Raw genomic sequence first — 13,448 nt, forward strand, 5'->3', positions numbered from 1 at the left:
GCTTATAATAAGCAAAGCTTACTATATAGGTTGCATGCTATGAACAAACAACCCGACTCCCTCGGATTCCTGATCGGCGACGTACAGCGTCTGATGCGCCGTCAGTTCCAGCAGCAGCTGGAAGGCAGCTGTCTGACCCTGGCCCAGGCCCGCGCCCTGGTGCACATAGCGCGCCGCGAGGGGATCCGTCAGGTGGAGCTGGCCGACGGCCTGGATATCCAGCCCATCACCCTGGCCCGCCAGCTGGATCAGCTGGCCGAGAACGGCCTGGTGGAGCGGCGCAGCGATCCCGGCGACCGCCGGGCCTATCAGCTCTACCTGACCGAGGCCGCAACCCCCTATCTGGCGATGATCAAGCAGGCGTCCGATCTGGTGCATCAGCGTGCCATCGGCGAGCTGGGGGAGGAGGCGACGGATGCGCTCTGTCACTCCCTCAAGATACTGCGCGCCAACCTCTCTCATCCCTGATTTCTCACTTTGACGCAACACACAGCGGAGCGATTTTATGACCACTGACTCACCCTCCTCCCCCCGTCCCAAGATGAACCGGCGCCGTACCCGCCTGCTGCTGCTGGTGGTGGTACCGGCACTGGTCCTGGTCGGGGCGGGCGCCATTTACCTCCACGGCGGACGCTATGTGGAGACCGACAATGCCTATGTGAAGGCGGACAAGGTGCCCATCAGTACCGAGGTGCTGGGCCGGGTGGCCAAGGTGTTCGTCGCCGAAAACCAGCAGGTCAAGGCCGGTCAGCCGCTGTTCGAGCTGGACCCCGAGTCCTTCCGGGTCGCCGTGACCAAGGCCGAGGCCGAACTCGCCAAGGTGCGCACCGATCTGGTGGCGCTGCAGACCAGCTATCGCGGTCAGCAGGCGGAGATAGATGTGGCCCGTACGCGCCATGCCTATGCCCTGAAGGAGGAGCGTCGCCAGGCGGATCTGGTGGCCAAGCACTTCACCTCCACCGCCAACTACGATGACGCCCGCCAGCTCACCATACAGACAGCCCAGCAGCAGGTGGCGCTGGAGGAGGGGCTCAAGAAGATCGAAGCCTCCCTGAACGGTGACGTGAACCTGCCGGTGGAGCAGCAGCCCGCCTATCAGGAAGCCGCCGCCGGTCTGGCCAAGGCCAAGCTGGATCTGGCCCGCACCACCATCTATGCCCCCGCCAACGGCATCGCCAGCCAGCTGCCCAAGCCCGGCCAGTACAGCCTGGTGGGCATGACAGCCATGATGCTGGTGGAAACGGACAACCCCTGGGTGGAGGCGAACTTCACCGAGACAGAGCTGACCCATGTGCAGCCGGGCCAGCAGGTCGACATCAGCGTGGACACCTACCCGGACGCCCGCTGGCACGGTGTGGTGGAGAGCCTGAGCCCGGCCACCGGCTCCGAGTTCTCGGTGATCCCGGCCCAGAACGCCACCGGCAACTGGGTCAAGATAGCCCAGCGCGTCGCGGTGCGGATCAAGCTGGAGGACGGGGCGGATCTGCCCACCCTGCGCGCCGGCCTGAGTGCCACCGCCGAAATCGATACCGGCCACCAGCGCACTCTGCCCGGCTTGTCAGGTCGAGGTTGATATGACGACAACAGATACGGGGGGCACAGACCAGGTCTCCCGCCGCACCTTCATCACACTGTCGGTGATGCTGGCCACCATAATGCAGGCGCTGGACACCACCATAGCCAACGTGGCCCTGCCCCATATGCAGGGGGCCATGGGTGCGACCCAGGATCAGATCTCCTGGGTGCTCACCTCCTACATAGTGGCGGCCGCCATCTTCATGCCGCTGACCGGCTTTATCTCGGCAAGAATTGGTCGGAAAAGACTGTTTATGTGGTCGGTGGCGGGCTTTACCGTCGCCTCCATGCTGTGCGGCGCGGCCCAGAGCCTGGATCAGATAGTGCTGTTCCGGCTGCTGCAGGGGATCTTCGGCGCCAGCCTGGTGCCCCTCTCCCAGGCGGTGCTGCTCGATACCTATCCTCCCGAGAAGCACGGCTCCGCCATGGCGATGTGGGGCATAGGTGTCATGGTGGGCCCCATCCTCGGGCCGTCGCTGGGGGGCTGGCTCACCGAGTACTACAACTGGCGCTGGGTGTTCTACATCAACCTGCCGTTCGGCCTGCTGGCCTGGTTCGGGCTCGCCGCCTTCATCGAAGAGACCAAGCTCGATGCCAGCCGCCGCTTCGATCTGCTGGGCTTTGCCCTGCTGAGCCTGGGGATAGGGGCGCTGCAGATGGCGCTGGACAGGGGGGAATCCCAGAACTGGTTCGCCAGCCGGGAGATAGTGATCGAGACCGTCATGATGGTGATGGCCTTCTATCTCTTCGTGGTGCACATCTTCACCCACCCCCATCCCTACATAGAGCCGGCCCTGTTCAAGGATCGCAACTTCAGCGTCGGTCTGGTGTTCATCTTCATCGTCGGCATCATCTTGCTGGCGACCATGACGCTCTTGCCCCCCTTCATGCAGGGACTGATGGGCTACCCGGTGATCGACGTCGGCTATCTGCTGGCACCGCGCGGGGTCGGCACCATGTTCGCCATGATGCTGGTGGGCAGGCTGTCGGGCCGGGTGGACGTGCGCATCCTGATCCTGCTGGGGTTGCTGCTTACCAGCTTCTCCATGTGGGAGATGACGCTGTTCAACACCGACATCAGCAGCTGGGACATAGTGCGCACCGGCATAGTCCAGGGGTTGGGGCTTGGCTTCATCTTCGTGCCGCTCTCCACCATCACCTTCGCGACCCTGGCGCCGCGCTATCGCAACGAGGGCACGGCGCTGTTTAGCCTGGTGCGCAACATCGGCAGCAGCATCGGCATCTCTGTGGTCATCACCTACCTGGCCCAGCGCACCCAGATGAACCACGAGGTGTTCGCCTCCTACATCACTCCCTTCAATGCCGGTCTGCAGCAGGGGATGGGGACGGCGGCGCTGGTCACCCCCAAGGGGCTCGCCATGCTCAACGGCGAGGTGACTCGCCAGGCCAGCCTGCTCGCCTATCTGCAGGACTTCCGCCTGATGATGTGGGTCAGCCTGTGCGCCATTCCGCTGGTGTTGCTGCTAAAGGCCCCCAAGCGTGGCGGCGGCAAGGAGGCGCTGGCGATCCTGGAGTGAGGGCCCTTGCGGGACCTCAACCCGGCGCGAGCGGGCAAACGAAAGAGGGATGGCCTTGGCCATCCCTCTTTCGTTTGCTGCGCCCCTGACTCAGATCTTGGGGATGAAGGGGGTGAGGGCGGCCAGGGGAGCGGCGTCCTCATACTCCTGGGTCGTCTCGCCGTGCTTGAAGATCTTGAAGCCTTCGCCGCGCACGCTCCAGTACTCGACGGTCTCGCCGTTGCTCTCACCGCTGATCTGCAACAGGCTGGCCTCGCGCAGGGCCACCACGGATTCGCTCGGGTTGATGGCGCAGAACTCGGCGAGCCGCTCGTCCCGGGTCTCCCCCATGTGGCCGCTGATGCTGGCGTCCAGATAGTGGGGATTGATCTGCAGCGGGAACAGTCCCAGCGCCGGCAGCACGGCTGCGCTGCACACCGGCATGTCGTTGGTGGTGCGGATGCTCGGGGTCGCCACGTTGCAACCTGCGCTCCAGCCCACATAGGGCACGCCCCGTTCGCGCACGGCGCGCTGTATGGGCACCACCAGACCGTATTCGTGCAGCAGCTGGTTCAGGCGCCAGGTGTTGCCGCCGCTGATAAAGATGGCGTCTGCCTGGTTGATGGCCGCCACGGGATCGTCGAACTGGTGGATGCTGATGGTCTCCACTCCCAGGCTCTCGGCGAGATCCTGGGCGCGGGCATCCCAGTCGCTGCGGATCACCGCATAGGGGATGAGCAGGATGCGCTTGACCTGTTTGCGGGCGAGCAGGGTCTGCACCCGGTCGCGGGCCCAGCCGAGCAGGCCCGGGTGTTCGGTGGTTTTGCCATTGCTAAGCAGAAGCAGTTCCATGATGTCTCCTCGAAATAATGCGCAGGACCTAGGTCGGCCCTGATAAAGGGAAGGGGCTACTCTACCCCCAAGGCGGCGCCAAGTGTGTGATCTCGCCACGTTTTATGCCCCGGGGCTGGGGTTTGCCCATGGCGTGAGCGATTCAGGGCCGCCCATTGACCGCCGCATAGCGCAGCATCAGCTCGGCCAGGGAATCGACCTCGAGCCGCCTCATCAGGCTGGCGCGGCACACCTCTACGGTGCGCACCGAGATGCAGAGCGTGCTCGCTATCTGCTGGTTCTTGTGGCCCTGGGCGATGAGCTGCAACAGCTGGTGCTCGCGGGGGGTGAGCCGCTCGAAGGCGTGCTGATGGGCAAGGCGCGCCGTCGCGGCCAGGGTTGCCTGCTCGGCCCGCGCTATGGCGGCGAGCAGAGGGGCCAGCTGCACCGGCTTTTGCAAGAAATCCACCGCCCCCTGCTTGAGGGACTCCACCGCCAGGGGCACCTCCCCGTGGCCGGTGAGAAACAGTATGGCGATGGGGCTCTGGGCCGCCTTCAGCCGCTGCTGCACCTCGGGGCCCGACAGCCCCGGCATGCGGCAATCCAGGATCAGGCAGGCGGGTTGGTGGAGCGCCACCTCGGCGAGGAAGCGTTCGCCATCGTCAAAGCAGGTGAGCGCCAGATCGCAGCTCTCCAGCATGAAGCGCAGGGAGTCGAGCACGGCCTGATCGTCATCGACCAGATAGAGGGGAGGGCGGTCAACGGACTGCATGTCAGTTCCTTGGGTTGGGATGGGGAGCGGCCTCAAGCCGCTGCTGAGGGGCGGGCAGGATCACCCGGGCCAGGCAGCCATGGGGGCTCAGGTTGATCAAGGCGAGCTGGCCGCGATGACACTCGACCACGTCCCGGCAGATGGCGAGCCCCAGCCCCATGCCGTCGTCCTTGTCGCTGTGAAACGCCTGCTGCAGCCAGGCCTCTGGCATCCTCAGGCCGGGGCCGTTGTCGCGGATCTCCAGGATCAAGAGCGCCGCCTCGAAGCAGACAAGCAGCTCGACCCGGCCCGGCTCAGCCCTTTGCGCCGCTGGGCCGTCCGTTCGGGCCGCGCTCTCGGCGCCATTCTTGATGAGGTTCATCAGCAACTGCTCCACCCCTATGCCATCCAGGGGGAGCAGGCGCGGCTGCCCCTGCCAGCGCAGGGTGAAGGTGATGCCGAGGGGGGCCAGCATCTGACCGAGCAGGGGTTGCAGGCCTTCCACCAGGGCGACCAGGTCCGTGGGCTCGGCTTGGCGCGGGCGCTTTTGCAGCCGGGCTCTCAGCCGGTTGACTGTCTGGGTGATGCGCTGGACCTGCAGGCCAATCTGCTCCAGGGCCTGGCGCAGGGGCTCCTGTGATGCGGTCGTGGCCGGATCCTGCCCCTGCCTCGCGAGGCGCAGCAGGGCACCCTGGCTGTAGTTGGCGATGGCGGAGAGGGGCTGGTTGATCTCGTGGGCCATGTTGGCGCCGAGTTCGCCGAGTTCGGCGAGGCGCCTGGCCTGCTCGAGCTGGCGCCCCTTCTCCTCGAGTTGCTGGCGGGTGGCGAGCAGTCGGCGCTGGCTGCGGTTGAACAGGTATTGCAGCAGCAGGTGGTGACCGCCGAGCAGCAGCACCAGCGCCAGGGCGCCCCAGCCCCACTGCTGATGCTGGCGCAGCCAGTGCCAGGCCGATTGCCACCAGGGGCCCTGCAGGGGGTGGCGATCCAGCGCCTTGAGCAGGCGGTCGATGCCAAGCTGGCTGGTGGGCACTGTCCAGCCCGCCGAATCGGCGGCCATGGCCGCCTCGCTGTCTGCTGGCAGGTCGAACAGGGCTCGCGTCACCGCCAGAGCAAGCGCAGGGGAGGTCTGATCCGTCTGGGCGAAGGCCCAGTTCGGGTAGAGCCGGGTCGAGCTCTGGCAGCCAAAGCCCGCCGGCGCCTGGTTGTCCAGCACCCGAAAATCCGAGTCGGCGACCTTGCCCTCCCGCACCATGCGCTCCAGCTGGCACACGGGCACTATGGCGGCGGCGACGTCCCCTGCCGCCAGCTGCTCGATGAGCCGATCGAGGGGGAAGCCGGTGAAGCGCACGGCGGAGAAGAAGCGCTCCAGCCTGACCCCCTGCTCGTCCGCCTCGAAGCGGTAGGCGAGGTAGCCACCGAAGGCGTTTTCCGACACGGCGGCGACCGGCCGCCCCTCGAGATCCTGCCAGTGCCGGTAGGGGGCATGGGCGCGCACCACCAGGGCGGCGCCTATGGCGAGGTTGTCACCCCCCGCCGGGCTCTTGAGGGTGGCGAGCCAGGCCAGCGGATACTGGCGCGCCAGGCTGACCGACTGGCCCGGATTGGTGATGACAAAGTCGAGCCTGCTTTGCGCGACGGCCTCGGCCAGGGCATCGAGCTCCAGGGGCACCAGCGCGAAGCGCCGCTCTGGCACGCGCTCATCCAGCCAGCCCATCAGCGGCTGCCACTGGGCCTGCGCAAGCGCCGGGCCACGGGTCGCCAGCACCCCTATTCGGACCGGCTCGGCCAAGGCCCGCACCGGCTCGCTCGGTGGGGGCACAGGCCCGGCCAGGGCAGGGGCGACCCAGATCCAGAGCAACAGGGCCAGCAGGGGCTGGCGGGCGAGCGATGAGGGGGTGTGACGGAACAGGGCGCTCTCCTTGGGCGGCTGATGGGGGGGGAAGCCAGTCTATCACCGGGACGGTGCGCTGGGCCGCCCTGGCGCCGTGATGGGGCGGCGAATGGGGCTTTGGTCACAGTTTGGCGGTTATGGGGCCGGTTTTATTGCGCTGGATCAACCCGGCTCCCGGTATGTGGAAAACCACAATAGAGGCGACTTGCTGCGTTGCGGACAATCAGCCCAACCCCCCTCTTGGGGGAAGCCAGCTCAGCAGAAGGAAAGACGCCATGGAGCTCAGCAAGCGCCGATTGTTATCCGGGATCGCCGCCCTCACCGCAGGGGCGGCCCTGATCCCCGTGACTCAGGCCCAATCCGTCCCCGTGCCCCGCAATGGGCGGGCGGCCATCAGCCGGGGGGATGGCCGCAAGCGCTACGGCATGCTGATCGACTTGCGCCGCTGCGTCGGTTGTCAGGCCTGCACAGTGGCCTGCACCATAGAGAACCAGCCCCCTCTCGGCCAGTTTCGCACCACTGTCAGCCAGTACGAGGTGAGCGACCTGGCGGCACTCGATGCCCCCGCCTCCCTCTTGATGTTGCCCAGGCTCTGCAACCACTGCGCCGAGCCCGCCTGCCTCGACGTCTGCCCCACGGGCGCCACCTTCCAGCGCGATGACGGCATAGTGGTGGTCAACAACGACTGGTGCGTCGCCTGCGGCTACTGCGTGCAGGCCTGCCCCTATGACGCCCGCTTCATCAACCATGAGACCAACACCGCCGACAAGTGCACCTTCTGCGCCCACCGGCTGGAGGCGGGGCTCTTGCCCGCCTGCGTGGAGAGCTGCGTCGGCGAGGCGCGCATCATAGGGGACTTGAACGATCCCAAGAGCCAGATCAGCCGGTTGCTGCGGGAATATGAGTCCGCCCTCAAGGTGCTCAAGCCAGAGGCCCATACCCAGCCGCGGGTCTTCTATCTGGGCATGGATGAGGCCTTCGTCAGCAAGATCGACGGCCATCCGGCGCAGCGCACCCTGCTTGGCGACGACGGCAAGGAGATAGCCCATGACCATTAACGAACTGCTGGCCCCGGATCAACCCATCACCTGGCTGCCCTGGGCGGTGCAATATTTCTTCCTCATCGGCCTCGCCTATGGGGCCCTCTGGCTGGGCGCGGCCGATCTGTGGCGCAAGGCGTCGGATCGGCGGCTGCAGACCCTGGCCGCCGTGCTGATGATGGGGGCAGGGGTGGTGGCGCCCATCGCCCTGACCGCGGATCTGCACCAGCCGGCCCGGGCCTGGCACTTCTACGCCCAGACCCGCTTCACCTCCATCATGTGGTATGGCGCCTACCTGCTGCCGCTGTTCAGCCTGCTATCCATGCTGCTGGGCTGGCTGCTGATAAGGCCCAACCTGGCCAGACGTGGGGAGGAGCGGGACAGGGTCGCCGCCCTGGCGCGGCTGCTCTGCCTGGGGAGCTGGTCCGGCGAGCGTTGGCTCAAGCCGTTGGCTTTGATGGCGGCTTTGAGCGGGCTCAGCATAGCCCTCTACACCGGGCTCGAGACCATGGTGGTAGCGGCGCGGCCGCTCTGGCATACCCCCTGGTTGCCCTGGCTGCTGGCGTTGAGCGCCCTGCTGGCGGCCCAGAGCGCCCTGCTGCTGCTCAACCGCCTGCTGACCGGCTGGCAGCAGGGCACGGAGGCTGGGCTGCTGCGCCAGATCCGCCCGACCCTGGCGCTGCTCGCCTTCTCCCTGCTGGGCTGGGCCCTGTTTGGCGGTGCCTCGGCGGCTGAGGCGAGTGCCCTCTATCGGCTGGATCCGAGCTGGCGGCTGGCGGCCCACTGGCTGCTGCTGACCCTGGGCCTGCTCGGCCTGCTGCTGGCGGGGCACCGATTCTCCCCCCGCCTGCAAACCTGGGGCCTGGGGCTGCTGGCACTGCACCTGGTGTGGGGCCTGCGCTGGCTGGTGCTCATTCAGGGGCAGTTGGCGCCGAAATACGGGGCCGGCGTCTATGTCTACCAGATAGCCTGGGGGCCGGCCGGGATGCTCGGCATCCTCGGCACCTTCGGCCTGCTGCTGGCCCTGCTGGTGGCGCTCTCCGAGCTGGTGCGCGCCCCTGCTCTGCCATCCGCCACAACGTCATCTGCCACCCAGGCATCCACCACCCATTGCGCTCGCGAGGCAATCTGATGGATCACAGCAAACGCAAGTTTCTCAAAGGGGCCGCCATCGCCGGGGGCACGGGGCTGTTCGTGGCCGGTTACAGCGATACCCTCAAACAGGTGGTGAGCGGGGTGGCCACCGGCAGCTCGGGCAAGCCGACCCGGGATCCCATCCACGGCAACTCCCTGGCGGTGGAGTACAGGGTCGATGAGGGAGGGGAACTTCACCCCAACCCGGACCAGCGCCTCGCCAACACCATGTGCCTCGGCTGCTGGACCCTGTGCGGGGTGCGGGCCCGCATCGACAACGAGAGCGACAAGATAGTGCGTATCCTGGGTAACCCCTATCACCCGCTCTCCGCCCTGCACCACATCGACTTCAAGACGCCGGTCAAGCAGGCGCTGATCGCTACCAGCGGTTATCAGGAGGGGGGCCTGGATGGCCGCTCCACCGCCTGCGCCAGGGGCAACGCCATGCTGGAGCAGCTCGACAGCCCGCACAGGGTCACCCGCTGCCTCAAGCGGGTCGGCCCGCGCGGCAGCGGCCGCTGGCAGAGCATCCCCTTCGAACAGCTGATCGAGGAGGTGGTGGAGGGGGGCGATCTGTTCGGGGAGGGCCAGGTTGAAGGGCTCAGAGCCATCCGCAACCTGGCCGAGCCGCTCGATCCCGTGAACCCGGAATATGGCCCCAGGGCGAACCAGCTGCTGGTGAGCAACGCTTCGGACGAGGGGCGCGATGCCTTCATCAAGCGTTTCACCTTCAACGGCTTCGGCACCCGCAACTTCGCCAACCACGGCGCCTACTGCGGCCTGTCGTTCCGGGTCGGGGCCGGCGCCCTGCTGGACGATCTGGAGAAGAATGCCCACCTCAAGCCCGACTGGGACGAGAGCGACTTCCTGCTGTTTATGGGTACCTCCCCCCAGCAGTCCGGCAACCCCTTCAAACGCCAGTCCCGCCAGCTGGCGGCGGGGCGGGCACGGCAGGGTAAGCCCTTCTCCTATGTGGTGGTGGCCCCGAGCCTGCCGAACACGGTGAACCTGCCGTCTGCCCCCGCCAACCGCTGGCTGCCCATCAGGCCCGCCACCGACTCGGCCCTGGCCATGGCCATGCTGCGCTGGATCATCGACAACGAGCGCTACGCCGAACCCTTCCTGGCGGCCCCCAATGCCGAGGCCGCCGAGCGGGCCGGCTATCGCGGTTTCAGCAACGCCAGCCATCTGGTGGTCTGCGACGAGTCGCACCCCCGCTTCGGCCAGATGTTGCACGCCAGCGATCTGGGGCTGCCCTTTGAGGGCGAGGCCTATGGCGAGGGGGATGCCATGCTGGTGGTCGAAGAGGGGAGTGACGAGCCGACACCGGCCGGCCGTTGCGAGCGGGCCCGACTCTGGGTGGCGCGCAGCATTTCGACCCCGGGTGGGGAGCTGGCGGTCAAGAGCAGCTTCCAGCTGCTGGCCGAGGCGAGCCGGGAGCACTCCCTCGAGCAATACAGTGCCGAGTGCGCCGTGCCGGTGGCCGACATCGAGGCCCTTGCCCGGGAGTTCACCAGCCACGGCACCCGGGCGGCGGTGATCACCCACGGCGGCACCATGAGCGCCAACGGCTTCTACACGGCCTGGGCCATCATGATGCTCAACGCCATGATAGGAAACCTCAACGCCAAGGGCGGCGCCGTGGCGAGCGGCGGCAAGTTTGACCCCTTCGGCGCAGGGCCGCGCTACGATCTGGCGAGTTTCCCCGGCATGGTGAAACCCGCCGGCGTCTTCCTGTCCCGCTCCAAGTTCCCCTACGAGAAGACCTCCGAATATCGCCGCAAGAAAGAGGCGGGGCAGAACCCCTATCCGGCTCACGAGCCCTGGTTCCCCATCTCGGGCCCCCTGCTCGGCGAGCACCTGACCGCGGCGGTGAGCGGTTATCCCTACCGTGCCAAGGCCTGGATCAACCACATGGGCAACCCCCTCTACGGTCAGGCGGGGCTGCACCAGGCCATAGGTGAACAGCTCAAGGACCCCAAGGTGCTGCCGCTCTTTGTCAGCATCGACAGCTTCATCAACGAATCCTCGGCGCTGTCGGACTACATAGTGCCTGACACCCTGACCTACGAGTCCTGGGGCTGGGCCACCGCCTGGCACGGGGTCATGACCAAGGTCTCCACCGGCCGCTGGCCCGTGGTGGAGCCTCGCGTCGCCAAGACGGTCTCGGGGGATCCCGTCTGCATGGAGTCCTTCCTCATCGCGGTGGCGAAACGTCTGGGGTTGCCGGGCTTTGGCGAGGGGGCCCTGAAAGGGGCGGATGGCAAGCTGTACGGTCTTCACAAGGCGGCGGACTTCTCCCTCTATGGTGCGGCCAACGTCGCCTATCTGGGTGAGCCCGTACCCGCCATTGGGCCAGAAGATCTCGCCTGGTCCGGGGTGGAGCGCATTATGCCGACCCTCAACGCCACACTGAGCGCCGAGGAGGCGAGCCGCGCCGCCTACCTCTTTGCCCGGGGCGGGCGCTTCGAACCGGTGGCCAAGGGGCGCGATGAGTCGGGGCAGCCGAGCAAGCGCTGGCCCAAGCCGCTGATGCTGTGGAACCCGGCGGTGGGCAGCCGCCGTCACAGCCAGAGCGGCCAGTTCCTGAGCGGCACCCCGCGCTTCTTCCGGGCCCAGCTCGCCGACGGCACGCCGCTGAGCGAGGCGTTCAAGCCCGCCCAGTGGCCCCTGCTGCTCACCAGCTACAAGTCCCACACCATGAGCTCCATGAGCATAAGCTCGGATCGTCTGCGCCAGGTGCACCCCAGCAACGGGGTGCGGCTCAACGCCCAGACGGCGGCCCGCCTTGGCATAGTGAGCGGGGACAGGGTGCGGGTCAGCACCCCCAATGGCAGCGTGATCGGGCTTGCCGAGTGCGTGGCCGGGGTGCAGGCGGATGCCATCGCCATCGAGCACGGCTTCGGTCACAAGGAGCTGGGGGCGCGGGAGCACTGGATAGACGGCCAGCGGGTGGCGGCCAGCGCCCTGCGCGGCGCAGGGGTGAACCTCAACGATCTGGCGGTGCTGGATCCCAGCCGCCACGGCCGTTATCCCCTGGTGGACTGGGCCATCGGCTCCTCGGCGCGCCAGGGGCTGCCGGCCCGGGTAGAGAAGCTGGTGTAGCGCCAGCTGCAAAAAAAGCGGGGCCATCATGGCCCCGCTTTTCATTGAGTGGATCCCTTGGATCACTGGTCCAGTTCGAAGTCCACCCACACCAGGCGGTGATCCGAGCTCACTCCCTTGGCGATGCCGAGCTTGGCGTCATACACCAGGTGGTAGCCGGGCTCGAAGCTGGCGGGCCAGAACACCCCCGAGGCCACCGCATTGAGGTTGGCGGAGGGGATCAGGTGATCGAGCTGCAGGCCGCTGCTGCTGGTGATGCGCTCCGGGGTCGGCCTGTTGTTGTTGCGCTTGCACTGATCCGGCTGGCTGGCGAGGCACTCGGGGCCCCCCTGGCTGACCGGGATCAGGGCGCCATTGGTGACCGCCTGGTTGACCAGCACATGGTTGTGCAGGTTCTGGATGGCACTGAGATCCCCGTCACCCGCTTGCGGATCGGCGTTGAGATCCCCGGCGATGACGAAGCGGGCACCCGCCGGCAGACCGCCGGCCTTGCCCCCATCGTCCACCATGTAGCTGGCGGCCTCCACATAGTCCTGCCAGAAGGCGACCTCGGCCCTGTTGTGCTTGACGTTGTGGCGCGCCGCATTGCCGAAGATGGGGGGCGTCGGGTGGGAGATGAGGAAGTGGATCACCTGCTCCTTGTTGCCCTGCTTGATGCGCACCGGCACGTCCGCGTGGTTCTTGGAGGAGAGCGGGAACTGCGCCCAGGCCGCGGCGTCATACCAGGGCTCGCCGCACTGGCGGCCGGCCGGGATCGGGGCCCTGGGGTTGTTGCAGTCGTCGATGACGGGGTTGGTTTCGCCCGGCATATCCTTCCACTTGAAGTGCTGGAAGGTGCGGATCTGTTTGGTGTCGATGGGATATTTCGACATCACCGCGAAGGCGTACTGGCCGTGGTAGTTGCCAAAGCCCCAGGCGTCGTCCGGCCCGCGGCTCACTTTGCCGTCCAGGTTGAGGTCATGACCGCTCATCAGCCCTGTGTTGGTGGCAAAATTCTGCAGCACCGGGTAGCTGATGGCCTGCACCTCGTCGTGCTGGGCATGGGCCAGGTAGTTGTTGTTGAACGCCTTGAGATCCGTTGTGCTCTCGCCCTTGCCGTCGTTGTCGAATTCGTTCAGCAGGAACACATCCGGCCGGGTGCGCTGCACTATCTCGGCGATATTGCGGATCTGCTGCACGTTTTTGGCCTGGGTTATCTCGGCCTTGCCGAGGCTGGTGTCGCCCTCCTGGTAGCGTGCCAGCAGGGCGTCCTGGGCGGCGCGGTCCAGGGCCAGTTCGCCGGAGAGCATGCCGGGGGCGGTGCGATCGAAGGAGAGGTTGAAGGTAGCGAAGCGAACCATGGGATCTGGGGCCTTGGAGTCATTGTTGCTGTGACAGCCTGCCATCAATCCGAGGGAAATGGCAGCGGCGAGCAGGGTCTTGTGGCTATTTTTCATTGTAATATTCCGTAGCATCAACAGGTTATGCCAGGACACCGAAGAGGCCCAGGCGGGCCCATTATAGAGATGCTGATCTGAAACGGGCTCTGAATGAGCCAAAGTGTGAGTCCATTCACAGCCTGAAGAAGAGGAAGGTGCAGCCAGGCCCTGTGGTGGTAGGGGCCT

General features: G+C 66.4%; 10 protein-coding genes. 6 read left to right on the forward strand and 4 right to left on the reverse strand.

What is annotated here, in order from left to right; all coding sequences use genetic code 11:
- The first annotated feature begins 39 nt into the window (after window positions 1-39).
- From G4923_RS11640 to G4923_RS11650, 3 genes are read left to right on the forward strand one after another with little or no spacing between them, the layout of a single operon-like run.
- Window positions 40-468 (forward strand): MarR family winged helix-turn-helix transcriptional regulator, encoded by a 429-nt coding sequence (locus G4923_RS11640; RefSeq protein ID WP_106885974.1) that lies wholly within the window; start codon window positions 40-42, stop codon window positions 466-468.
- A 37-nt stretch (window positions 469-505) separates the two neighbouring features.
- Window positions 506-1,573 (forward strand): HlyD family secretion protein, encoded by a 1,068-nt coding sequence (locus G4923_RS11645; protein WP_139745949.1) that lies wholly within the window; start codon window positions 506-508, stop codon window positions 1,571-1,573.
- Between the two features lies 1 nt (window position 1,574).
- Window positions 1,575-3,113, forward strand: coding sequence for a DHA2 family efflux MFS transporter permease subunit (locus G4923_RS11650; RefSeq protein ID WP_163137132.1), 1,539 nt, complete (start codon window positions 1,575-1,577; stop codon window positions 3,111-3,113).
- Window positions 3,114-3,203: 90 nt separating this feature from the next.
- Here G4923_RS11650 and pepE read toward each other — a convergent pair whose 3' ends face one another.
- The 3 genes from pepE to G4923_RS11665 form a co-directional block, all read right to left on the reverse strand.
- The gene (pepE, locus tag G4923_RS11655) at window positions 3,204-3,944 is read right to left on the reverse strand and encodes a dipeptidase PepE (protein ID WP_106885977.1); all 741 of its coding nucleotides are present in this window, start codon (window positions 3,942-3,944) and stop codon (window positions 3,204-3,206) included.
- Window positions 3,945-4,086: 142 nt separating this feature from the next.
- Window positions 4,087-4,695, reverse strand: a complete 609-nt coding sequence (locus G4923_RS11660; RefSeq protein ID WP_163137133.1) for a response regulator transcription factor — start codon at window positions 4,693-4,695, stop codon at window positions 4,087-4,089.
- A 1-nt stretch (window position 4,696) separates the two neighbouring features.
- On the reverse strand, window positions 4,697-6,532 hold the full coding sequence (locus G4923_RS11665; RefSeq protein WP_240455308.1) for a sensor histidine kinase: 1,836 nt from the start codon (window positions 6,530-6,532) through the stop codon (window positions 4,697-4,699).
- A gap of 308 nt (window positions 6,533-6,840) precedes the next feature.
- Between G4923_RS11665 and dsrO the strand changes: the two genes are divergently transcribed.
- From dsrO to G4923_RS11680, 3 genes are read left to right on the forward strand one after another with little or no spacing between them, the layout of a single operon-like run.
- The gene (dsrO, locus tag G4923_RS11670; RefSeq protein ID WP_163137134.1) at window positions 6,841-7,623 is read left to right on the forward strand and encodes a sulfate reduction electron transfer complex DsrMKJOP subunit DsrO; all 783 of its coding nucleotides are present in this window, start codon (window positions 6,841-6,843) and stop codon (window positions 7,621-7,623) included.
- Entirely contained in the window at window positions 7,613-8,737 is a 1,125-nt protein-coding gene (gene nrfD / locus G4923_RS11675; protein ID WP_163137135.1) for an NrfD/PsrC family molybdoenzyme membrane anchor subunit, read from the forward strand. The genes dsrO and nrfD overlap by 11 nt, the downstream gene beginning before the upstream one ends.
- Window positions 8,737-11,844: a tetrathionate reductase subunit A gene (locus tag G4923_RS11680; RefSeq protein ID WP_163137136.1), complete on the forward strand. Its 3,108-nt coding sequence runs from the start codon at window positions 8,737-8,739 to the stop codon at window positions 11,842-11,844. Before nrfD ends, G4923_RS11680 begins: the two co-directional genes overlap by 1 nt.
- A 62-nt stretch (window positions 11,845-11,906) precedes the next feature.
- Here the strand turns inward: G4923_RS11680 and G4923_RS11685 are convergent, their stop codons facing one another.
- Window positions 11,907-13,280: an endonuclease/exonuclease/phosphatase family protein gene (locus G4923_RS11685; protein ID WP_163137137.1), complete on the reverse strand. Its 1,374-nt coding sequence runs from the start codon at window positions 13,278-13,280 to the stop codon at window positions 11,907-11,909.
- Window positions 13,281-13,448: the final 168 nt, after the last annotated feature.

This window comes from Aeromonas rivipollensis, from assembly GCF_010974825.1.
Classification (GTDB): Bacteria; Pseudomonadota; Gammaproteobacteria; order Enterobacterales; family Aeromonadaceae; genus Aeromonas; species Aeromonas rivipollensis.